At 63.7% G+C, this 22941-nt stretch carries 21 protein-coding genes; 14 read left to right on the forward strand and 7 right to left on the reverse strand.

Translation table 11 applies throughout. The features are described from left to right. Window positions 1–7: 7 nt before the first annotated feature. The gene (locus tag ACYU03_RS10410) at window positions 8–1216 is read right to left on the reverse strand and encodes an aspartate transaminase (RefSeq protein ID WP_461890390.1); all 1209 of its coding nucleotides are present in this window, start codon (window positions 1214–1216) and stop codon (window positions 8–10) included. 285 nt (window positions 1217–1501) lie between these two features. Between ACYU03_RS10410 and nac the strand changes: the two genes are divergently transcribed. The 12 genes from nac to ACYU03_RS10470 all read left to right on the forward strand — a co-directional run bounded on the left by nac (window position 1502) and on the right by ACYU03_RS10470 (window position 11220). Further along, window positions 1502–2428: a nitrogen assimilation transcriptional regulator NAC gene (nac, locus tag ACYU03_RS10415; RefSeq protein WP_461890392.1), complete on the forward strand. Its 927-nt coding sequence runs from the start codon at window positions 1502–1504 to the stop codon at window positions 2426–2428. Between the two features lie 99 nt (window positions 2429–2527). Beyond that, window positions 2528–2959, forward strand: coding sequence for an acetyl-CoA carboxylase biotin carboxyl carrier protein (locus ACYU03_RS10420; RefSeq protein WP_461890394.1), 432 nt, complete (start codon window positions 2528–2530; stop codon window positions 2957–2959). A 42-nt stretch (window positions 2960–3001) separates the two neighbouring features. Next, on the forward strand, window positions 3002–4354 hold the full coding sequence (gene accC / locus ACYU03_RS10425; protein ID WP_461890396.1) for an acetyl-CoA carboxylase biotin carboxylase subunit: 1353 nt from the start codon (window positions 3002–3004) through the stop codon (window positions 4352–4354). Further along, window positions 4351–5001, forward strand: a complete 651-nt coding sequence (gene pxpB, locus ACYU03_RS10430) for a 5-oxoprolinase subunit PxpB (protein WP_461890398.1) — start codon at window positions 4351–4353, stop codon at window positions 4999–5001. Before accC ends, pxpB begins: the two co-directional genes overlap by 4 nt. Beyond that, complete coding sequence (locus ACYU03_RS10435; RefSeq protein WP_461890400.1) at window positions 4998–5954, forward strand: 5-oxoprolinase subunit C family protein; 957 nt, start codon at window positions 4998–5000, stop codon at window positions 5952–5954. The genes pxpB and ACYU03_RS10435 overlap by 4 nt, the downstream gene beginning before the upstream one ends. Window positions 5955–5965: 11 nt before the next feature. Next, window positions 5966–6391, forward strand: coding sequence for an acetyl-CoA carboxylase biotin carboxyl carrier protein (locus ACYU03_RS10440; RefSeq protein ID WP_461890402.1), 426 nt, complete (start codon window positions 5966–5968; stop codon window positions 6389–6391). Beyond that, complete coding sequence (locus ACYU03_RS10445; RefSeq protein ID WP_461890404.1) at window positions 6381–7151, forward strand: LamB/YcsF family protein; 771 nt, start codon at window positions 6381–6383, stop codon at window positions 7149–7151. Before ACYU03_RS10440 ends, ACYU03_RS10445 begins: the two co-directional genes overlap by 11 nt. A 124-nt stretch (window positions 7152–7275) precedes the next feature. After that, window positions 7276–8022, forward strand: coding sequence for an SDR family oxidoreductase (locus tag ACYU03_RS10450; protein ID WP_461890406.1), 747 nt, complete (start codon window positions 7276–7278; stop codon window positions 8020–8022). A 117-nt stretch (window positions 8023–8139) separates the two neighbouring features. Next, on the forward strand, window positions 8140–8841 hold the full coding sequence (locus ACYU03_RS10455) for an amino acid ABC transporter permease (RefSeq protein ID WP_461890408.1): 702 nt from the start codon (window positions 8140–8142) through the stop codon (window positions 8839–8841). Between the two features lie 6 nt (window positions 8842–8847). Further along, entirely contained in the window at window positions 8848–9591 is a 744-nt protein-coding gene (locus ACYU03_RS10460; RefSeq protein WP_461890410.1) for an amino acid ABC transporter permease, read from the forward strand. 19 nt (window positions 9592–9610) lie between these two features. Beyond that, complete coding sequence (locus ACYU03_RS10465) at window positions 9611–10339, forward strand: amino acid ABC transporter ATP-binding protein (RefSeq protein ID WP_461891439.1); 729 nt, start codon at window positions 9611–9613, stop codon at window positions 10337–10339. A gap of 47 nt (window positions 10340–10386) precedes the next feature. Beyond that, complete coding sequence (locus ACYU03_RS10470; protein ID WP_461890412.1) at window positions 10387–11220, forward strand: ABC transporter substrate-binding protein; 834 nt, start codon at window positions 10387–10389, stop codon at window positions 11218–11220. A gap of 72 nt (window positions 11221–11292) precedes the next feature. Here ACYU03_RS10470 and ACYU03_RS10475 read toward each other — a convergent pair whose 3' ends face one another. Further along, complete coding sequence (locus ACYU03_RS10475) at window positions 11293–11751, reverse strand: metallophosphoesterase family protein (protein WP_461890414.1); 459 nt, start codon at window positions 11749–11751, stop codon at window positions 11293–11295. Between the two features lie 273 nt (window positions 11752–12024). Here ACYU03_RS10475 and ACYU03_RS10480 point away from each other — a divergent pair, with 273 nt between their 5' ends. Together ACYU03_RS10480 and ACYU03_RS10485 are read left to right on the forward strand one after the other, a co-directional pair. Then, window positions 12025–14448: a TonB-dependent siderophore receptor gene (locus ACYU03_RS10480; protein ID WP_461890416.1), complete on the forward strand. Its 2424-nt coding sequence runs from the start codon at window positions 12025–12027 to the stop codon at window positions 14446–14448. Between the two features lie 124 nt (window positions 14449–14572). Beyond that, the gene (locus tag ACYU03_RS10485) at window positions 14573–15052 is read left to right on the forward strand and encodes a VOC family protein (protein WP_461890418.1); all 480 of its coding nucleotides are present in this window, start codon (window positions 14573–14575) and stop codon (window positions 15050–15052) included. 3 nt (window positions 15053–15055) lie between these two features. On the opposite strand, the gene ACYU03_RS10490 is transcribed toward ACYU03_RS10485, so the two are convergent. From ACYU03_RS10490 to ACYU03_RS10510, 5 genes are all read right to left on the reverse strand, one after another. After that, a complete protein-coding gene (locus tag ACYU03_RS10490) occupies window positions 15056–15910 on the reverse strand; it encodes an AraC family transcriptional regulator (RefSeq protein ID WP_461890420.1) in 855 nt (284 codons plus the stop codon). Window positions 15911–16114: 204 nt separating this feature from the next. Continuing rightward, window positions 16115–18496 (reverse strand): efflux RND transporter permease subunit, encoded by a 2382-nt coding sequence (locus ACYU03_RS10495; protein WP_461890422.1) that lies wholly within the window; start codon window positions 18494–18496, stop codon window positions 16115–16117. After that, the gene (locus ACYU03_RS10500) at window positions 18493–19602 is read right to left on the reverse strand and encodes a WD40/YVTN/BNR-like repeat-containing protein (protein WP_461890424.1); all 1110 of its coding nucleotides are present in this window, start codon (window positions 19600–19602) and stop codon (window positions 18493–18495) included. Before ACYU03_RS10500 ends, ACYU03_RS10495 begins: the two co-directional genes overlap by 4 nt. A gap of 62 nt (window positions 19603–19664) precedes the next feature. Next, window positions 19665–21014, reverse strand: a complete 1350-nt coding sequence (locus ACYU03_RS10505) for a DUF1329 domain-containing protein (protein WP_461890426.1) — start codon at window positions 21012–21014, stop codon at window positions 19665–19667. Between the two features lie 14 nt (window positions 21015–21028). Next, the gene (locus ACYU03_RS10510) at window positions 21029–22900 is read right to left on the reverse strand and encodes a DUF1302 domain-containing protein (protein WP_461890428.1); all 1872 of its coding nucleotides are present in this window, start codon (window positions 22898–22900) and stop codon (window positions 21029–21031) included. Window positions 22901–22941 lie beyond the last annotated feature (41 nt).

The following is a 22941-nucleotide window of genomic DNA, read 5'->3' on the forward strand; positions in this document are numbered from 1 at the left end:
CGGGCCCTCAGCGCAGTTCGGCCACGGCCGCGGCGATCCGTGCGCAACCGCTTTCGAGGGTTTCGATGGTGGTGGCGGTGGACATCCGGAAGAACGGCGCCAAGCCATAGGCGGTGCCGGCCACCACGGCGACGCCCTGGCTTTCGAGCAGGTACAGCACCACATCGGTGTCGGCCTCCAGCAGCTTGCCCTGTGGCGTGCGCTTGCCCAACAGGGCGGCGCAGTTGACGTACAGGTAGAAGGCGCCGTCAGGCTTGAGGCAGCTCAGCCCGTCGATGGCGTTGATCAGCTCAAGGCAACGGTCCCGGCGCTGCTGATAGACCTTGACGCTTTGGGCGACGAAGCTCTGGTCGCCTTCCAGCGCAGCCACGGCGGCGGCCTGGCTGACCGAGCAGGCATTGCTGGTGGACTGCGACTGCAAGGTGGCCATGGCCTTGATGATGTCGGCGGGGCCTGCGGCATAGCCTATGCGCCAGCCGGTCATGGCGTAGGTCTTGGACACGCCGTTGATGACCAGTACCCGGTCGCGCAGTGCAGGCTCGACCGTCAGCAGGTGGCTGAGCGGGCGTTCGTCGTAGCGGATGTGCTCGTAGATATCGTCGGTCATCACCAGCACCTCGGGATGCTCCAGCAGCACATCGGCCAGTGCCCGCCACTCAGCGGCGCTGTAGGTGGCACCGGTCGGGTTGCTCGGTGAGTTGAGCAGCAGCCAGCGGGTGCGTGGGGTGATCGCGGCGCGCAATTGCTCGGCGGTCAGCTTGAACTGCTGCTCTTCCGGGCAGGGCAGGGTCACCGGGCGGCCGTCGCAGGCCAGCACCATGTCGGGGTAGGAGACCCAGTACGGTGCCGGGATCAAGACCTCGTCATCGACACCCAGGGTCGCGGCCAGGGCGTTGAAGATCGCCGCCTTGGCGCCGCTGGTCACCACCACTTGGTTGGCTGGATAGCGCAGGCCGTTCTCACGTTCGAGCTTGGCCACGATGGCATCGCGCAAGGCTGCCGTACCGGCATTGAGCGTGTAGCGCGTCTCACCGTTCTCGATGGCTTGGCAGGCGGCCTGGCGAATGTGCGCCGGGGTATCGAAGTCCGGCTCGCCGACGACCAGGTTGATGATCGACTGGCCGGCGCGGCGCAACTCGTTGGCGCGGTCGGCGGCTGCGCTGCTGGGAGAGGGTTTGATGCGGAGCACGCGGGCAGCGATGCGGGATGCGGTCACGGGAGAAGTCCTCGGTTATGGCCTTGACGAGGGCTACGTTACGGCGCGGGCGCAGAGGGGCCATAAGACAAGTTCGTTCTGGTTTGATAGGAAGTGCTTATGGCTGGCCCGGATCGTGCTTTGCACCAGCTTGGTGCGGCCTTGCCTGCCTGGTCTTCAAGGCAGGGCCCTGGCCAAGTCGGGCAGGGGCCATACGCGTTGCTTATGGCTGGCGCAGGGAGGCCTCCGCCGGATTGGCCCGCGTATTGCTGAGGTGAAGGTGTCCATCTGTGCAGAGCTCCCATCGTGAACCTTCGCCGCCTCAAGTATTTCGTCAAGATCGTCGACATTGGCAGCCTGACCCAGGCTGCCGATGTGCTGCACATCGCCCAGCCCGCGTTGAGCCAGCAACTGAGTACCCTGGAATCCGAGATGCAGCAGCAACTGCTGATCCGTACCAAGCGCGGCGTGACGCCGACCGAAGCCGGCAAGGTGTTGTACGGGCACGCCCAAGTGATCCTGCGCCAATGCGAGCAGGCGCAGAGCGATGTCAATGCCAGCGGGCATGCGCTGTGCGGGCCGGTTTCGGTAGGCCTGGCACCTGGCACGGCGGCCTCGACGCTGTCGTTGCCATTGCTCAAGCGTGTGCGGGAGAAGCATCCAGGCATTCTGCTGTACCTCAACGAGAATTTCGGCACCACCCTTAGCGAACTGATCATGAGCGGTCGCATGGACATGGCGGTGCTCTATGGCGGCCGAGAGGTCCACGGCCTGAGCTTCGTGCACCTGATGCGCGAGCCGCTCTACCTGGTCAGCGCCGAAGCGTCGCTGCATGGGCGTGAGCAGATTGCCCTGGAGGAGGTGGCGTCGTATGCACTGCTCTTGCCGCGTCCATACAACACCATGCGTCGGTTGGTCGATGACGCCTTCCTGCGGATCGAAGCGAGCGCCCAGGTACTGGCGGAAATCGAGTCCTCCACCACCTTGGCTGCCGCGGTGGCCGACCATTTCGGCTCGACGATCCTCCCGGAGTCAGCGGCCCGCGTGTTGGCCCAGGCGCATGGCCTGTACCTGAGCCGCATTGTCGAGCCGGACATCGAGGCTCCGCTGGCGTTGTGCTTGTCGGGCCACCTGCCATTGTCGGTGCCCGCCCAGGCGGTCAAGGCGATCCTGCTGGAGCTGGTCGCACAAATGCGCTCGGACCGCCCCGCAGAGGGGGGCGAGGGGTCATAAGGACACCTTATTACCCCACAGCCAAACCGTCTTGGCCGCCCCGAAAACCGCTCGTTACATTGCCCACAGCCAATCGTTATTACCGGCAAGGGCCTGTGCATGAAACTTGAACGCATCAAAGCATTGATCGACCTGATGGCCGAGTCCGACCTGGCCGAACTGAGCTTGAACGAAGAGGGCACGCAATTGCGTCTGCTGCGCGAGCACGGCGAAGCCGTGGCCGTACCGGCTGAAAGCCTGCCGGTCGCCAAGCCGGCCGCTGCCGTTGCCGCGTCGCAGCCGGTTGCTGCCACGAGCGGCTACGAGTCCAAGGCGCCATTGCACGGCATCGTGCACTTTACCCCCGCTCCGGATCAGCCGGCGTTCATCGAAGTCGGCGCGCAGGTCACCCAGGGGCAGACCTTGGCAGTGATCGAGGCGATGAAGATGTTTCATCCGCTCAAGGCTCAGGCCGATGGCGTGGTCGAGGCGATCTTGGTGGCCGGTGGCACCGAGGTCGAGGTTGGCCAGGTGTTGGTACGCGTGGGGTGAGCGCGCCATGACGTTCATCCAGTCTCAGGTCAGGGGATTTCCATGTTCGACAAAGTACTGATCGCCAACCGTGGCGAGATCGCCTTGCGTATTCAGCGAGCTTGCAAGGGCCTTGGGCTCAAGACCGTCGCGGTCTACTCCGAGGCGGACCGTGACGCCCGGTATGTGCAATTGGCCGATCAAGCGCTGTGCATTGGCCCGGAGACGCCTGGGCAGAGTTACCTGAACCAGGTGGCGGTGCTGGACGCCGCGCGGGTGAGCGGGGCGCAGGCCATTCATCCCGGCTATGGATTTCTCTCCGAGAACGCCGCATTCGCCGAGCGCATCGAGAATGCCGGAATGACTTTCATCGGTCCCAGTGCCGAGTGCATCCGCACCATGGGCGACAAGGTCGCCGCCAAGCGGGCCATGCGCCTGGCCGGAGTGCCCTGTGTGCCTGGCCCGGATGCGGGTCTGCCGGCAGACCCGCGGGCGGTTCTGGCGATTGCCGAGGACATTGGTTACCCGGTGATCGTCAAGGCCGCCGGCGGCGGTGGTGGGCGCGGCATGCGCGTGGTGCAGGATGCCGCGCAGTTGCCCGACGCCATCGCCATGACCCGTGAGGAAGCACGCCGGGCGTTCGGCAACCCTGAACTGTACATCGAGAAGTTCCTTGGCAAGCCGCGCCATGTGGAGATCCAGGTGCTTTGCGATGCCTATGGCAACGCCGTGTGGCTGGGTGCGAGGGATTGTTCGATGCAGCGCCGGCACCAGAAGGTGCTCGAGGAGGCGCCAGCGCCTGGCATCGATCCGGGATTGATCGCCCAGGTCGGTGAGCGCTGCGCCGAGGCGTGCCAGCAGATCGGCTATCGCGGTGTTGGCACCTTCGAGTTCCTGTTCGAGGACGATGCCTTTTTCTTCATCGAAATGAACACCCGCCTGCAGGTCGAGCACCCGGTGACGGAAATGACCACGGGCATCGATATCGTCCAGCAGCAGATCCGCATGGCCCTTGGCGAGCGCCTTGGCCTGACCCAGGCCGACATACGTACGGCTGGGCATGCGCTGGAGTGCCGGATCAATGCGGAGGACCCTCTGACCTTCATGCCGACGCCCGGCCTGGTCACGGACTGGCAGTTGCCTGGCGGCTTTGGTGTGCGCGTCGACTCCCATGTCAGCCAGGGCTACCGGGTGCCGCCGTACTACGACTCGATGATCGCCAAGGTCATCACCCTGGGGGCGACCCGCGACGAGGCCCTGGCGCGCATGCGCCTGGCCTTGGGCGAGATGGCCGTCGGCGGTATCTCCACCAACATCGCCTTGCACCGCGAGATTCTTGACGACCCGGCATTCCGCGAGGGCGGCGTGGACATTCACCATCTTGAACGCTGGTTGCAACAGAGGGCTTGCCAATGACACCGCATATCAGCCTGTTGGGCACCACCGCGCTGCTGTTCGAGGCGCCCGGGGCTTTGGCGCTGGCCACGCAGCAGCGCATCTGGGAGTTGGCCCGCTTGGCGCAGAACTGGCCGGCGGTGCACGAAGCGGTACCGGGGATGAACAACCTCATGCTGACATTCCGCACGCCACCGCGCGACATCGCCGGACTGAGCAGCCAATTGCTCGAGGGCTGGGAGCACTGCCAGCCGCTGCCGCTGGAAGGGCGGATCGTCGAGTTGCCGGTGGTCTATGGTGGCGACGCCGGTCCGCATATGGCCGATGTCGTCGCTCACACCGGCCTGGATATCGAAACCATCGCCAACCTGCATTGCGAGCCGCTTTACCCGGTCTACGCCCTGGGCAGCCATCCGGGCTACTGCTACCTCGGTGGCATGGACCCGCGCCTGGCTACGCCACGGCGCAAGGTGCCGGTGCTCGACATCGGCGCCGGCGCCGTGTCCATCGGCGGTGTGCAGACCGGCATCTCCGCATCGGCCGGCCCCAGCGGCTGGAACACCATCGGCCGGACTTCGATGGTGTTCTTCGACGCCGAGCGCAACCCGCCGGCAGTCCTGCAGCCGGGCGACCAACTGCGTTTGCGTATCGAGAGGATCATCCGATGATCGAGATCATCAACGCTGCCGCGCTGGCCACCGTGCAGGATCTGGGGCGCCATGGCAGCCTGGGTTATGGCGTGGGCACTTCCGGCGCGATGGACACGTTGTCCCTGCAGTTGGGCAACCTGCTGTTGGGCAACGACCTTGGCGCGGCGGCTATCGAGATTCCGTTGTTCCCGTTCGAGGTGCGCTTTGTCGAGGACTGTACCTTCGCGATCACCGGGGCCGAGTGCGGCGCGCGTCTCGATGGGCAGCGCCTGCCACCCAACTGGGCCACCCACGCACGCAAGGGGCAAGTGCTGGCATTGAACTATCCCAGCAGGGGCAGCCGTGCCTACTTGTGCCTCGCCGGTGGCGTCGATGTGCCGCTGGTGCTGGGGTCGCGCAGTACACAGTTGCGCGGCGGCTTCGGTGGTTGGCAGGGGCGCACCCTGGTGTGTGGCGACATCATTCCCGCTGGGCGGCTGGGCCATGGCCAGGCGGCCGACATGGGGGCCGAGTCGGCCCTGAGTGCTTTACCGCTGACGCTGGATGAGCTACCGGCGATCCGGGTACTGCCCGCGGCGGAGTTCGAGTGCTTCAGCGCCCAGGCGAGGGACAGGTTCTTCGCCGGCGAATGGAAGATCACCACGCAGAGCAACCGCTACGGCTATCGCATGGAAGGCACGCCGCTGTTGCCGGAGCAGCCGTTTGAGGTCCGTTCCCACGGCATCGTGCCCGGTGTGATCCAGGTGCCCCACGGTGGCCAGCCCATCGTGCAGATGCGTGACGCGCAGCCCAGCGGCGGCTATCCGAAGTTCGCGACGGTGATCGAGGCGGATCTCTGGCGACTGGGCCAGGCGGCCATCGGCAGCAAGGTACGCTTTGTTGCCTGCACTTATGCCGAGGCACTGGAAGCACTGCAGGCCAACCAGGCATTCATCGAACGCACCCGCCAGCAGCTGGCGCTGCGCAGTTGAGGACATCCGTGATGAAGATTGACGAGGTCCGCCAGTTGGCGGTCTGGCTCGGCGCGGCCGGGTTGAGCGCCCTGGAGTTGAAGCGCGGCGACGAGACGTTGCTGCTCAGGCGTGCTGTCCAAGTGGCGCGGGGTAGCAGCTCGCCTGTGGTCGCGCCAGCGCACGAAGGCGCCAGCGAACCTTCACGGGCCAGCGTGACAGCCAGCGGCCCAGGGCTGTTCTTCGCTACTCATCCAGATGAGGCAGCGCCCTATGTGCAAGGCGGCGATGTGCTGAGCCAGGGGCAACTGGTCGGAGTGCTGCGGGTCGGCATGCTGTTCCTGCCGGTGCGCAGCAACCTGGCAGGCAGGGTGCGTCAGGTGCTGGTGGCCGATGGGCAAGCCGTTGGTTATGGCCAGGCATTGATCGAGCTTGAGGAGTTTCACTGTGAAGATTGATTTGAACGCCGACTTGGGCGAGGGCTTCGGCCCCTGGAAAATGGGAGAGGACGAAGCGTTGATGACGCTGGTTTCCTCGGCCAACGTGGCCTGTGGTTTCCATGCTGGCGATCCACGGATCATGGATGCCACCGTGCGCAATGCCGGGGCCCGGGGGGTCGATGTCGGCGCGCATGTCGGCTTCCCTGACCTGCAGGGGTTCGGCCGGCGGAGGATGAACATCGACATCGACGAATTGTGCTGCATGGTGATCTACCAGCTGGGCGCCCTCAGCGGCATCGCGGCGGCGGCCGGCCACTGGGTCAGCCACATGAGCTTTCATGGCGCCCTGGGCAACATGGTCGCGGCCGATGAGCAGCTGGCTGGCCCGCTGGTGCGGGCCGTGGCCCGTTTCGACCCCGGCATCATCATCAGCTCGTCGACCAGCCAGGCCATCGAGCGCGCAGCCGACAAGTGCGGCCTGCGTGTCGCCACCACCTTCCTGGCCGACCGCGCCTATGACGATGATTGCCTGCTGGTGCCACGCGGTACGCCGGGCGCGGTGATCAAGGATCACCAGCAGGTGATGGCGCGTATCGCTCAATTGCTCCAGGACGGCACGGTGACCACCATCACCGGCAGGCGGGTGGCGGTCAACGCGCGCTCGATCCTGCTGCATGGCGACACACCGGGCGCGGTCGACTTTGCCCGGGGCATCCGCGAAAGCATCGAACGCCAGGGTGGGGTGATTACTCCGATATCCCGGCTGTTGAGGTCATAAGCGAACCTTATTGCGACACAACCATTGCGTCTTTGTCGCCTGGGACCTCACTGGTTACAGTCCAGTGAAAGGCCATTTTCGCCGGCTGCGGCAGGCGATCGAAGTTGAATCAGAGGAACACGTCATGCCCTTTTCCGATTACAAAACCGCACTGGTCACCGGTGCCTCCTCCGGTATTGGTGCCGCCGTCGTCGAGCGTTTGTGTGCCGAGGGCCTGGAGGTTCACGCACTGGCGCGCAGCGCCGACAAACTGGCCGAGCTGGCCGAACGCACCGGCTGCATCGCCCATGCCATCGACGTGACCGACCTGGCCGGGCTGAGCGCATTGTTCCAGTCGCAACCTTTCGACGTGGTCGTCAACAACGCAGGTGTCGACCGCCCAGGCTCGTTGCTCAAGGCTGATGCCGAAGGCATCGACCTGCTGGTCGATGTGAACCTGCGGGCGGTGCTGCACATTGCCCGCCTGGCCTTGCCGGGCATGGTCGAGCGTGATCGCGGGCATATCGTCAACATCAGCTCCATCGCCGGCGCCTATAACTTTGGCGGCAACGCAACCTATCACGCTACCAAGGCCGCCGTGAGCATGCTCTCCAAGCAATTGCGCGTGGACGCTTTCGGCAAGCGCGTGCGCGTTACCGAGATCTGCCCGGGCCGTGTGGCCACCGATATCTTCGCCCATGTGCACGGGGACTCCGAAGCGGTGCGCAAGCGCTTCCTCGATGGATTCGAACTGCCGCAAGCCAGGGATATCGCCGACGCTATCGCTTTTGCGATCGCCGCGCCGGTGGCAGTGAATGTCGGCCATATGGAAATCACCCCGACCTTGCAGGTTCCAGGCGGACTGTCCACGGCACGTCCAGGCGAACACTGAAGGCACGGCCGCAGCCGTCCCCTATTAGCAGAACGGCCCAAGCCGTCACGTGTTACCTGCGCTAGCCAGCCTGGCGCCTTGCTCCTGCCCTTGGCCGAATGTCACTGGAACCTGACCATGACGATTGACTTCGATCTTTCCGCGATCCTGCAAGGCGAGTATGCCGAGCTGATCCTGAAGGGCATTGGAATGACGCTGCAACTGGCGTTCTTCGCCTGGTGCCTGGCCATGGCGCTGGCCTTCGTGCTGGTGTCGGTTCGCTTGACCGGCAACCGCTATGCCGAGCATGCGGTGGCTGCGTATGTGTCTTACCACCGTAACGTGCCGACCCTGGTGCAGCTGATGCTGTGGTACTTCGGCATCCCGACCCTGCTGTCCGAGTCCACCCAGCTTTGGCTCGCCAACTACAGTACGGAGTTTTTGTTTTCCCTGATTGCCTTGGGGTTGTGCCAGGCCGCGTACTTCAGCGAAGACATCCGCGGTGGCCTGCGGGCGATCCCGGCAGGGCAGACCGAGGCCTCGCGGGCGCTGGGCCTGGGCTACATCCGTTCGATGCGCTACGTGATCCTGCCCCAGGGGGTGCGCAACTGCCTGCCATCGCTGATCAACCACAGCGTGTTGCTGTTCAAGAACACCAGCCTGGTCATGGCCATTGGCGTGGTCGAGCTGACCTACGCCACGCGGGAAGTGGAGAACTACACCTTCCGCACCTTCGAGGCCTACCTGGTCGCCACCGTGGTGTACCTGGGGTTCTCACTGGGGCTCATGGGGCTCGGCGCGTTGCTGGCTCGTCATTTCAACAAAGCGATGGCGAGGTAAGCGGCGATGTTCGATATCTTCACGATCCTGCGTGACAACTGGACGCTGTTCCTGGTCGGCCAGTATCCCCATGGCCCCCTGGGCGGTTTGGCGACCACCCTGATCCTCGCGGCCCTGGCCCTGCTGCTGGCGTTCCCACTGGGGCTGTTGATGTCGCTGGCCCGAGTGTCTCCTTGGCGCTGGCTGCGTTATCCGGCCACGGTCTGGGTCTATGTGATGCGTGGCATCCCGCTGCTGATGGTGATCTTCTGGACCTATTTCCTGGTACCTCTGGTCATCGGCCACAACATCACCGGTTTCACCACCATGCTCTGCACCCTGGTGCTCTATCAGAGCGCCTACCTGTGCGAAATCATCCGTGGCGGCATCCAGGCGCTGCCACCTGGGCAGTACGAAGCATCGCGGGCTTTGGGCATGGGCTATGTGCGCACCACCCTCTGGGTGATCCTGCCGCAGGCGCTCTACAACTCGCTGCCGAGCCTGGTCAGCCAGTTCATCTCGATCATCAAGGAGACGTCTCTGGGCTATGTGATCAACGTCCAGGAAATCACCTTCGCCGCCAACCAGGTCAACAACCAACTGCTGACCAAGCCCTTTCAAGTGTTCTTCATCCTGGCGGTCACCTACTACGTGCTGTGCTACGGCCTGACCCGGCTGGCCAACGCGCTCGAGCGCCGTATTGCCCGCAAGCGCCTGGGCGGTACGTTGCCCGCGGCGAGCAAGAGCCCTGTTCTGACAACCGATAATTGAGGGCGCGCCCATGCATCCAATGATCATGTTTTCCCAGGTCAACAAGTGGTATGGCGATTACCACGCGCTGACCAACATCAGTGCCGACGTGAAGCGGGGCGAGGTCGTCGTGCTGTGCGGACCTTCGGGTTCCGGCAAGTCCACGCTGATCCGCACGGTCAACCGACTGGAGGATATCCAGGAAGGCCAGATTCTTTTCGACGGCCACGATGTCAACGGCACGGATGCCAATGTCAACCGCTTGCGCAGCCGGGTGGGGTTCGTCTTCCAGAGCTTCAACCTGTTTCCGCATCTGTCGGTGCTGGACAACATCATCCTGACGCCGACCAAGGTGCGGGGCCTGAAGTCCACCGATGCCAAGTCCCAGGCCATGGCACTGCTGGACCGCGTCGGCCTGGCGCACAAGGCTGGGGCTTATCCCGCCCAACTGTCGGGTGGGCAGCAGCAGCGCGTCGCCATTGCCCGGGCTTTGGCGATGGAGCCGCCGGTGATGTTGTTCGACGAGCCGACCAGCGCCCTGGATCCGGAGATGGTCGGGGAGGTGCTCAACGTCATGAAGGGCCTGGCGAAGGAGGGCATGACCATGATGTGCGTGACCCACGAGATGAACTTCGCCCGGGAAGTGGCCGACACCATCTGGTTCATGGATGCTGGCCAGATCCTGGAGAAATCCCGGCCCGAGGCGTTCTTCCAGCAACCGGAACATCCGCGTGCCCAGCGTTTCATTTCCGACCTGCGCAGCCATTGAGGCCGCGCGGTCATTGATTCAATCACTACGAATCCAGGAGCAATCCCATGAACTTGAAACGTATGTTGGCTGTATTCGCGCTCTCCCCGCTGGCGGTTCCGCTGGCCCAGGCTGATCAGTTGAGTGATGTGATGAGCAGGCAAAGCCTGAGCTGCGGGGTATATGCCGACGTGCCCCCGTTCTCGGCACCGGACCCCAAGACACGGGAGCTGGTTGGCATGGACGTCGATCTGTGCACTGCACTGGCCAAGCACATGGGCGTGGCGTTGGAGCTCAAACCGTTGTCTGTCGAGGCGCGAATCCCGGAAGTGAAGATGGGCCGCGTGGACGTGATCTTCGCCAACCTGGCCTACACCAAGAGCCGCGCCGACCAGATCCAGTTCAGCGACCCGTACTATATCGCCAAGGAAACTCTGGTGGTGCGCGCTGCCAATGCCGACCAGCCCAAAGCGTTCTTCAAGGGCAAGCGCATCAGCTCGACCAAGGGCTCCACCTCCGAGCAGTCCATCCGCCTGGCCGAGGCCACGCCCGTGACCTTCCAGGACACCGGCTCGGCCTACATGGCCCTGCAACAGAACAAGGTCATCGGCTTGGTCACCAACACCATGACTGCAATCAAACTGGTCGGGCAGGCCCAAGCCAGTGGCGTCGAGCTTGCCATCGCCAAGGAGCCTATGGCTCTGGAGCCCGTCGGCGCGGGCATGCGCAAGGGCGAGCCGGCATTCCTGGCCAAGGTCAACGAGGTCCTCTATGCCATGGAGGCAGCCGGGGAGATCGACGCTATCTGGGAGCGCTGGATCGGCCCGGACACCGAATACAAAATGGTGCGCGAAGACAAGGTGCAGAACCTGAGCGAGCTCAAGTTCGAGCCGCTGCCATAGTCCGAACCTGCAGGGTTTGAAAACGCCCCATGACCTACTTGGGGCTTTTTTTTGCCGCTCACTCGCAGGGGCTCACTCCAGCAAAGAGACAAGACGTGGCTCGACCAGGGAGGGGCGGACCTCCAGCAACGCCAGCGTCACCGGCAGCTTGAAACGGCGTGGCCCGGCACTGCCTGGATTCAGGTACAGGCGCTCGCCGCGCCACTCGATCAGGGGCTTGTGCGAGTGCCCGCTGATCACCAGCCTTACGCTTTCATCGAGCAACGCCGGAGCGTCGGCGATGTCATGCACGAGCAGGGCCTGCCAGCCGTCGAGGTCGAAGCGAAGATGGTCTGCGATGGCCTCGGCCCAAGGCGCGGTCAGGTCGTTGTTGCCGCGGACCACATGCAGCGGGGCGATGGCGGCCAACTGATCGAGTATCTCGGCTTTGCCGATGTCGCCGGCGTGGATGATCCGCTCGCAACCCTCCAGGGCCGCCAGGGCTTCAGGGCGGAGCAGGCCGTGGGTATCGGAGATGACGCCGACTTTCATGGGGGGGCACCGGAGGACGGGAAAAGAGGAGGATAGTCTACCCTGAGGTGCCCGGGGCCGGCCGACGTGGTACGTGTCGATCTCAAGCATTGAGATATGCAGGACCCTTATTCGAGCGTGGCTGTGCGCACGGCGTCAGGCGTAGCGACAGGCTTCGAGCGGAAGGGGCCAAGAGGGGGCTGGCCATGACGCGAAAAGAATTGCATAAAGCCTGTCCCCTTTTCTCCGCTCGGTTGTCATGAAGGGCAAATGAACCCTAGAGAGAGCCCGACAATGCCCGCACTGACACGCCACCGGACCCGCCTGGCGTCTTCGATTTCCTGCCCGACCCTGTGCCTGAGCCTGCTGCTCGGCCTGGGTCCGTTGTCGCCTCAGATGGCCGTCGCCGAGACAGAGCAACGCACCTACGAGGTGCCTGCCGGTGACCTGGGCTTGGCACTGACTCGCTTCGCCGGCCAGGCGGGTGTGAGTGTCTCGGTGGACCCGGCCCTGGTCAGCGGTCGGCGCAGTGCCGGGCTGTCTGGCAGCTACAGTGTCGCGGAAGGCTTCGCGCGCTTGCTGCAGGGCAGCGGCCTGCAACTGCAGCCGGTTGGGGAGGGGAGTTACACCCTGGTCCCGGTGCCACAAGGTTCGCAGGCGCTGGAAATTGCCCCGACCAACATCCTGGGCGCCCATGCCGGGAGTAACGCCGACGGCGAGCGCTATGCCGGTGGCCAGGTCGCCCGCCGGGGCTCGCAAGGGTTGCTTGGCTCGCGGGACTTCATGGAAACCCCGTTCAGCATGACCACCTATACCAGCGAGGCGGTCAAGAACCAGCAGGCGAGGACCCTGGGCGACCTGATTTCCAGCGACCCTTCGGTACGTGCGACCAACCCGGCCGGCGGGCGCTTCGAGCAGTTCACCATTCGCGGGCTCAGCCTGTTCAACAGCGATGTGTCCTATAACGGCCTCTACGGCATCCTGCCGACCTATTCCATCGACATGGAAATGGCCGACCGCGTGGACATCCTCAAGGGCCCAGGCCAGTTGATCAATGGCATCTCGCCGCGGGGCAGCGTGGGCGGTGGCATCAACGTGGTGCCCAAACGTGCGGGCGACAAGCCGCTCACCGAGTTCACCGGCAGCTACGCGTCGGACAGCCAGGTTGGCGGTGCCGTGGATATCGGTCGTCGTTTCGGTGAGCAGAACCAGTTCGGCCTGCGCTTCAACGGCGTGAAGCAGTCCGGCGACACTGAGTGGGACCACCAGAGCGTCGACCGCGAGATGGCCGTGCTGGGCCTGGACTTTCGCGGTGAGCGGGTGCGGCTGTCGGCGGATGTCGGGCATACCGAACGTGATACCGATGCCCCGCAGGAGCGGGTGCTGGTGGGTGCCGATGCCAAGGTGCCGGATGCCGACGATGTCCGTCGCAACTACGCCCAGGCCTGGAGCAAGGCCCGCACCCGGGATACCTTCGGTGCGTTGAACGGCGAGTTCGATGTCAGCGATTCGCTCATGGTTTACGGTGCGGTCGGTGCCCGCAAGAGCAACCACGACTTCCTCCGGCATAATGTGCCCATCACCAACGACGCCGGCGACTTCAGCGTCCAGCCGCGTGACTTCACCCGCGATGAGACGGTCAGGACAGCCACAGCAGGGCTGCGCAACTGGTTCGACACTGGCGCCGTGAGCCATGAGCTGAACCTGGCCGCCAGTTACTTCTACATGGATTTCGAGAACGGCGGCGCCCGCTATGCCGCGGCGCCCAGCAACCTCTACGACCCGTTGCCGACGCCCACGCCGGGTACGCCGACGCGCCTGGATTCGAAGGTCTATACCGAGAACCGTTTCACCGGCGTGGCGCTGTCCGACACCCTCGGCTTCTTCGATGACCGCCTGCTCCTGACCCTGGGGGCGCGCTGGCAGCGGGTCAAGGTCGACGACTGGACCGACGGCGTCAAGGGCGACACGGCCTACGACGAGGAGAAGGTCTCGCCATCGGGTGGCATCCTGTTCAAGGTCAGCGACCAGTTGTCGATCTATGCCAACTACATGGAAGGCCTGAGCCAAGGCAAGATCGCCCCGTCGACCTCGGTCAACGAGGACCAGATCTTCCCACCGTTCACCAGTCGCCAGGTCGAGGTCGGCGCCAAGTATGACTTGGGCACGTTCGCCCTCACTGCCAGCGCCTTCCGCATCAAGCAGCCGGCCTATGAGACCAACGCCACCTCGCGGGTGTTCGGGCCGAACGGCAAGCGGGAGAACAAGGGCGTCGAGCTGAGTGTGTTCGGCGAGCCGCTCAAGGGCTTTCGTCTGCTTGGTGGGGTGATGTACATCGACAGTGAACTGACCGGGACCGTCGGTGGCACCTTCGACGGCAACCGGGCTCCGGCAACGCCCGAGTACAACGTCAATCTCGGCGCCGAGTGGGACGTCCCGGCCGTGTCAGGGCTGACCCTGACCGCACGCGGCATCCATTCCAGCTCGCAATACCTGGACCAGGCCAACAGCAAGCAGATCGATGGCTGGGAGCGCTTCGACCTCGGCGCCCGCTATGCCTTCAAGGTCGACGGCAAGGACCTCACCCTGCGCGCCAGCGTCGAAAACGTGCTGGATGAGCGCTACTGGGCCTCGGCAGGTGCCTCGGATGACAGCGAACCAGGGCTGACGCTGTCCACCCCCAGGACCTACCTGCTTTCGGCGACCGTGGGCTTTTGACAGGGGTAGGCCTCAGGCCTGGCGGGTCCGAGGCTGTTGCCTATGGGGATTGGGCAATCAGCCTGCTGGCGATATCTGCACGGCTACACTTCACGGACCCGTTCCAATTGTGGAGAGCCAGCGGATGATCAGTAAAAATACGATTTGTCTTTGGTATGACGGCAGTGCGTTGGAGGCGGCGACTTTCTATGCCCAGACGTTCCCGGACAGCGCGGTGGTGGCTGTCCATCATGCGCCGGGCGACTTTCCTTCAGGCAAGCAGGGCGATGTCCTGACTGTCGAGTTCACGGTGATGGGCATCCCTTGCCTCGGCCTGAACGGCGGGCCGCTGTTCAAGCACAACGAGGCATTCTCGTTCCAGGTCGCGACGGACGATCAGGCTGAAACGGATCGTTTGTGGGACGCGATTGTCGGAAACGGCGGCGAGGAAAGCGCATGCGGCTGGTGCAAGGACAAGTGGGGGATATCGTGGCAGATCACGCCACGCGTTTTGACGGCCGCGATAACCCATCCCGACCCAGCGGCGGCCAAGCGTGCGTTCGACGCCATGATGGGCATGAGGAAGATCGACATCGCGGCGATCGAAGCTGCGCTGGCGGGTTGACCCTCACTGTCCAAGGCCAGGGGACTGGCGGCGCGTAATCGGTATCCACACCTCCACGTAGCCCATTTCCCGTGATGGGTCGAAGTCAGGGCTGTAGCGTTCGAATTCAGGGGCGTCGGCGAACCTGTAGTCCGACTCGGGCAACCATTGATTGAAAATGGTGAAGATCGTCTGATGGATCATCGAGATATGGCCCTGGTGCTGGAATACGGCATAGTCCCGCCTGGGAACCCTGAATTGCCGGAACGCTGGAGGAAGGTCATCGATGCGGGACACCTCGATGCCGGCAATGTACTCGAAACTACCATCTTGTGCGGGATTGCAGCATAGCCCATAGGTCCAGTCGCCGACCTGGCCAGGCACGTGTCCCATGTAAGGATCGAACGCTTGCCACAAGCCCACGATGCCTTCGTTCCTGTCGAAGGTAAAACGCCCGCCCATGCCCGCGATCATGAACTCGGCCCGGCTTTCGAAGCGGGGCTCGGACAGTGCGGTGAACTTCATTTCTTTCATGCGTAAAGGCTCTACCAAGGGAAGGTTTTCATGCTCCTGTTCACGAACCTGCTTCGGCGAAACCCCGAACAGGTCGCAGAATGCACGCGTGAACGCTTCGTGGGAGCTATAGCCGGCATCCAGCGCCACTTGCAGGATATCCGGCTTGCCGCTGCGCAAGGCCCGGGCCGCCTGAGTCAAGCGCCGGGCGCGGATGTAGCGCATCACAGGCCAGCCTGTGGTCAGGGTAAAGAAGCGGGCCAATGCAAAGGGCGACAGATTGAAATGGTCGGCTACACGCCCGAGATCCAGGTCCGATCCCAATTGCGACTCGATGTACCACAGGATTTTTTCAATGTTGCGCATCACGACGCTCCTCGAAAGCAGTGGCGACCTTAGCAAATGAACGCCGTGAGGATTTGATCGTTCTTGCGGTCGAGGGTGCTTCCTGCGTCGAGACTGTAGCCGCAAACAATGCCGTAAGCCGAGAGTGTCGGCACTGGCCTAATCGCGGGCAAGCCCGCTCCTGCAGGATCCTTGCTTGCCCTCGAATCTGGCGCCTGCCTTGAGTTACCGGTGTTTCAGGCTTGGTGGCGTCCTGGCGCCCAGTAGCGAAATCAGCGCTGGCATCAGCAGCAAGGCGCCAACCATGTTCCAGACAAACAGCAGTACCAGCAACAAGCCCATGTCCGCCTGGAACTTCAGCGATGAGAACGCCCAGGTACTGACGCCCAGGGCCAGGGTCAGGCCGGTGAATGCCACGGATGTTCCCGTGGTCTTCAGCGCCTGGAAGTAGGCATCGCGCAGTTCCAGGCCTTGGCGCAGAAAGTGCTCCATGCGGCTGTAGAGGTAGATGCCGTAGTCGACACCGATGCCCACACCCAGGGCGATGACCGGCAGGGTGGCGATTTTCACGCCCAGGCCCATCTTCGCCATCACCGCTTCGCAGAGCACCGTGGAAAGGTAGAGCGGAGCCATCAGGGCAAAGGTGACTTTCACGGACTTGAACTCCCACTGCACCACCAGGGAGATGATCGCGAAGACCAGCACCAGCATCAGTTTTTCGGAATGCTTGATGACGCTGTTGGTAGCGGCTTCTATGCCCGCGTTGCCGGCAGCCTGAAGGACTTCGAACTGGCCGCCGGCGTAGTGCTGGCTGAACTGTTCAACGGCATCGCTGACTCGGTTGAGGGTCTGGGCCTTGTGATCGCGCAGGTACAGGCTGATGGGCACCAGGCTGCAGTCGCTGTCGACCTGTTCGGTGGGCGCGCCGGAGCGTGCATTGTTCATCACGTATGGGTCGCGGGACAGTTCAGCCCATTTTGGGTTGCCTTCGTTACGCGCGACGATATTGAAGCGCATGGTGTCGTACAGCGATTGCACGGACTCCACTCCCTCGACGTCGCGCAGCCGCTGCCCGAGTTGATTGGCCAGGTCGGCGGCGGCAAAGCGCGAGCACTGCTGCGCCGGGGTCTTGAACATGATCACATAGACATCGGTGCTGGTGGTGTAGTGGGCGAGCAGGTAGGCGTTGTCCTGGTTGTAGCGGGCTTCGGGGCGGAACTCTGGAGCGCCACCGTCGAGGTCGCCGATCTGCAGGTCTTGGCGCGCCTGGTAGCCAATAACCAGAAGCACCAGGCTAGCCAGCACCAGTGGTACGGCAAGGCGCGGTTCAACCACTGTGGCAAGGCGCCGGAACACCGGCCAGGAGGCCTCGGCCCGGACGTGTTGGCGGGCCGTGGCGCGCGGGCTGACACCGACATAGGACATCAGCACCGGCAGCAGGAACATCTTGGTGAAGATGGCGACGAACACGCCGATGCTGGCGGTGATCGCCAGTTGCCGAATCACCCCGATGTCGATCACCAGCAGGGTGACGAAGCCCACGGCGTCGGCCAATAACGCAGTGGTCCCTGGGATGAACAGGGCGCGGAAGGTGCGCCGTGAGGCTTCGATCGGCCCATGGCCTTGGGCGGCTTCGCTGACCATCAGGTTGATGTTCTGCACGGCATGGCTGATGCCGATGGCGAAGATCAGAAACGGCACCAGGATCGAGTACGGGTCCAGGCCGTAGCCCAGCAGGCTGAGGATACCCAGCTGGCAAACCACGGTAAGCAAGCAGGTGGCCACGGTGACGACTGTGCTGCGCCAGCAACGGCAGTAGAGGTAGAGCAGCAGGCTGGTCAGGACCACGGTGAGGGCGAAGAACAGGGCAATGTTCGCTGCCGCCGCCAGCAGGTCGCCGATGATCTGCGCGAAACCTATCACGCGGATGGTCACGCCCTGGGCGGCGAAATGCTCGCGCACTTGCTGTTCGACGGCCTGGCTGAACGCGCCGTAGTCGAGTGGCTGACCGCTTTGTGGGTCACTGTCGAGCAGCGGTACGCGGATGATGGTGGAGCGCAAGTCATTGGCGACCAGGCTGCCGAGCATGTTGGCCCGTAGGATGTTCTGCCGTACCTGGGTCAGGGCCTGCGGGCCGCCATCGTAGTCGTCGGGAATCACCCGGCCGCTGCGCACCCCCTCGGTGGTGACTTCGGACCACACGGCGTTGGGCGTCCACAACGATTTGAGTTTGCCGCGGTCAACCCCGGGGATGTAGAAGATCCGGTCACTGACCTGGCGCAGGGTTTCCAGAAACACCGGGGTAAAGATGTCACCCTCGGGGTTTTCGACGATGATGCGCAATACGTTGCTTTGTGGGCGCAGTACGTCCTCGAAACGCAGGTAATTCTGGATGTACGGGTGGCTGGTTGGAATCATCCGCGTGAAGCTGGCGTCCGCACGCAGCGACAGGGCTTTGTAGCCCAGCAGCACGGAGGCCAACAGGAACAGGCTCAGTACGGCCACACGATTGTGGAACAAGACACGCTCAAGGGCGTTCATCAATCGCGTTGCGTTGCTGTTCGAGCGGGCTTCAGGCTGGGGGCGGTGTTTGGCCGGGGCATTCATTGCAGGTACTCCTTGATCTCGTCCCGCTCAAGCATTCGCAACCCACGGTTGCCCACCAGGGCGAGCGAGCCGTCAGGCAACGCCGCCGCCTCCAGCCAAGCAGCTTTGTCGCGTGGTTGTAGTACACGGAAGCGCCGCAGGTCCTCGCTATGGAGCAGGCCTGCCTGGCCGGTGAGCAGCACGCTGTTGTCCGCCAGTTGTTCGGCGCCATAGAGGCTGGTCGTGCTCGGCAGGTCCAGCGCTTGCCAGTGTTGGCCCTGGTCCTTGCTGCTGAACAGCGCACCACCGAATCCCATGGCCAGCACCTGGCCGTCGCGCAGTTGCACCAGCTTGTACAGTGACGCCGTGCTCAGTGCTTGTGCCGACTGCCAGCGGCCGGCGTGTTGCCGGTAGAGCCGTCCGCCTTCGCCAGCGATCAGCAGGTCGCCGTTGGCCAGGCCCAGTACGGTGTTCAGGTGCAGGCGGTCGGGGTTGTCCAGGCCTGGGGCATAGGCCCAGGTGGTACCACCATCGGTGGTATGCAGGACGATGCCATAGGCGCCGACCACCCAGCCTTCGCGGGCGGTGCGAAACCAGACATCGAGCAAGGGGCGTGACGGCCCGGCTTCGGCGCCGGCGCTGATGTCGTCCAGGGCAAAGTGGGCGTCTTCCACTGCTTGCTCGCTCGCCCCAGGGGTTGCTTGCAGGCGCTCGACTTCACGTTGTGCCCATTCGAGCATCAGTGCATTGATGGTCTTGCCATCGAGTTGCTTGGCCCAGGAAGCCCCCCCGTCGTCGCTGTGAAGCACCACGCCGTCATGGCCGACCGCCCAGCCGTGCTGGTCGTCGACGAAGTGCACGGCGGTCAGCAGCAGGTCCACAGGGACCTTGGCCTGGTCGACCTTGCCGTCGGCCTTGCGTGTCAGGATATGGCCATCGGCCCCGACCATGACCAACCGATCAGCCACGGCCTGCACATCGATAAGCGGAGCGTGCTGGGCCTTGGCTGTCAGTCGTGAAGGGCGTTCGAGGCGGTCGGCCAGCGGTGTGGCCAAGGCCGTGGTCGACAGCAGGCAGGCGCCCAGGCTCAAGGCCAGGCCACGGCAGACAAGGGTAGGGGTATTCATCGCACAGATCTCAATAGCGGGGGAGGATGGCCGCAAGGCCATCCCGGGGCTCGGTAGTAGGTTCAGCGACCCGAGCGGCGCAGGGCCGAAGGGCTGAAGTCGGTCAGCTTGGCGGTGAGGCCGAAGTTGGCGCCGCGCTCTTCGTTTTCCAGCCCGTAGACCGCATAGCGGCGCGCCTGCAGGTCGTAGACCACTTCGCTGATATGGATCGCCGACAGCACGTCGTAGCGCTGCAGACTGTGGGCTTCCTGAACCCGCCACAACTCGCCACGACCGTCGTAGAGGTCGGCACCGAGGATGCTCCAGCTGTCCTCGTCGATGTAGAACACCCGCTTGGCATAGATATGGCGTTCGCCTGGCTTGAGCGTGGCTTCCACGACCCAGACACGGTGCATTTCGTAACGCAGCAAATCCTGGTTGAGGTGGTTGGCCTGGATGATGTCCTTGTACTTGAGGTCGCGGCTGGCCAGCTTGTAGGTGTTGTAGGGCACCAGCATTTCCTTCTTGCCCAGCAGCTTCCAGTCGTACTTGTCGGTCGCGCCGTTGTACACGTCGATGGTGTCGTAGGTGCGCAGGCCGTCCGAGGTGCTCAGCGGCGAATCATAGGCCGCCTCCGGCGCGCGCAGCACCCGCCGTTGCCCAGGGTTGTAGGTCCAGGCCAGGCGGGCTTCCCGGGTTTGGTCGATGGGTTCGTGGATCAGCGTCTGGCCGCCGGCCACGCTTTCCGGTGAGGTCACCTTGCCCAGGTAGTAGTAGAGGCGGTTGGGTTCCGGATTGCCCATGGCCGAGGCCATGATGGCTCTGACCTCACGGCGGATCGGCGTGAAGCTGCCATTGCTTTGCACCACCATCTCGGTGGGGTAGTACTGGTAGCCACCTGTGCGGTAGCGGACAAAATGATTGAACAAGACTTCCACGCCGGTCTTGGGAATGGGGAAGGGCACGCTGCTCTTTTCATAGCCGAGCAGCCCATTGCCGCCATCGGCGAGGCTGACTTCGGCTGCTTCCTTGCGGATCTGCGCGTACTCGCTTTGCGGCAGGGCCGCCGTGCGGTGGCTGGGGTATACCGGCATGCTGAAGTCCGGGTACTTCTGCAGCATGGCCTGGTAGCCCGGGGTGAGGTGGACGGCATATTGATCGAGATTGCCGGCGTTGACGGTGTACAGGGGCTGTTCGCTGGCAAAGGGGTCGACATAGCCCTTGCCGGCGGTGAAGCCGGCAGGTGCCTGGGTCAGGCCGCCGCTCCAGGCCGGAATGCTGCCGTCGGCGTTGCCGGCTTTCTCGGCGCCAGTGGGGGTCAGGTCCTGGCCCAGGCGGGCGATCTCGGCGCTGTCCAGTTGGGCCAGGGCCATGCTGCTGGTCAGGCTGAGGAGGCTGCCCAAGGCGGCAGCATGAAGCAGAGTGGTGTTCATGGTAGACCTCACGTTCAGAAACCCATGCGCAGGCTGAGGGAGACAAAATCCCTGTCGGTGGCGGCGAAGGGGGTGTTGCCGCTGCCGGACCAGGACAGTTCTGCAGAGTATTTCTGCAGGTAATCGAATTTGGCGCCGACCGAACCCAGCAGGCGGTCTTCGGAGAACACACCGTCGTATGACCAGCCTTTGATGTCCTGGCCGAAGGCGATGAAGGGCGCGACGTTGACCCCGGCCAACAGACCCGGGTAGTTCAGCTGCGCGCGCAGGCGGTAGCCCCAGGAGAACCGGCTGGTGTAGCCGTCGCTGGAGCAGCCGAGCTTGCGGTACTTGTCTTGGCTGACCCCGAGCGCACAGCCTCGTGCGCTGCCGCTGGCCAGATCGGAGCCGTAGGTATCGGCCTTGGCGTAACGGCGCTGGTCCAGGCCAGGCAGGTCGTGCATGTACTTCATGCCCACTTCGCCGATCAAGTTCAGGCTGTCGGCGCCCAGCACCTGGGAGATGGACTTGATCGCGCCCAGCGACAATTGCGAGACCTTGCGCCGGTCATAGCCGTTGTAGGCCGAGCCCGGCTCTGCGTTGAGCGCATCCTGGCCGAGGGTGATGTCCTGGCCGATCAACTCGCCGAGCTGGCCGGGGTTGCCGGCGAAGGCCGGAATCAGGTCGCCGGTGGCCAGTTGCACGGGCTGGTTGGGACGGAAACTGTACTCGCCGAACACCGAGGTGCCCCACAGGTTGGTGGAGAAGCTCAGGCCAAAGATGCGGATGTCCTCGGGGAAGTCGGCGAAGTAGCGGCCATTGGTGTCCTGCTGTCCGGGCAGCCAGCCGGCCCCGGGGCCCGGGCGCAGGTCGGTGATCAGGCTGGAGTAGGGCGTGCGCGAGTGGATGTTCATGGCGTAGGCACCGAACTCAGTGCCGATGCTGTCGGCAAAGTAGCGCAGGGCCACGCCGAACTGACCGGCATTGGAGGGCTCGTTGTCGCCGGCACGCTGGATGATCAGGTCGTTGGCGAAGCTCTCGGGGTCGTTGGCGCCACCGCGTGGCACGCCGAAGCAGCCTTGGGGAATGAAATCGTTGGTCGAGAAGTAGGTGCCACACCCCTCCAGGACGGTACGACGCCATTGCAGTTGGTAGAAGGCTTCCAGGTTGAGGTTGTCGGTCAGGCCGAAATTACCGTAGAGCATGGGCACCGGCAGCAGCGCTTCCTTGACCTGGGAACCTGGCCGGCGCAGGGCCGCGACATCGATGGGGTTGATGGCGTTGATGCCGTTCTGGAAGTACAGGCCTTCGCCCCAGTTGACCACCTGGTTGCCGACCCTTGCATTGAGCGGGTGGTCGGCGATGGTGAAGTCACCGAACACGTAGGCGTCGAGCAAGGCCAGGCCTTGGAACTTGGCCATTTCGTCGAAGTGGCTGTCGTCCAGTTTGCTGTTGGCCTTGTAGCCGTTGGACGAATGACCGAAGTCCACTTCACGGTTGCTCAGGGTGTAGTCGTACCAGGCCTTGGCACGCACGAACGCGCCATAGTTGCGCCAGTTCAATTCCATCTCACCGAGCAAGGTGATGGGGGAGGACACCAGGTTGCGTTTGCGGAAGTTCAGGCGCCCGTCATCGCCGGTACGGCCGCTATTGGCGTTGAAGTCACCCGGCGAGCCATAGCCGATGGCATTGGCGTTACCTTGGTAAATACTGTCGGCGCTGGGTTTTTCCGCGCTCCATATGCCGCCGATACTCAGGCTGGCGTTGTAGCGGCCGCTGACCTCGCCCCAGTTGAATTCGCCAGCGCTGGCCTGGCTGCACAAGGCGCAGGCCAGAGGCGTCAATAGCAAGCGTGCCAGAGGGTGGCAGTGGAGTGATGGCTTGTGGCGGGCTCGTTGGGAGCTCATGGTGGCTGCCTCTTGATTATTGTTATAGGAGGACCGGCAGC

This window comes from Pseudomonas sp. X10 (genome assembly GCF_054889225.1).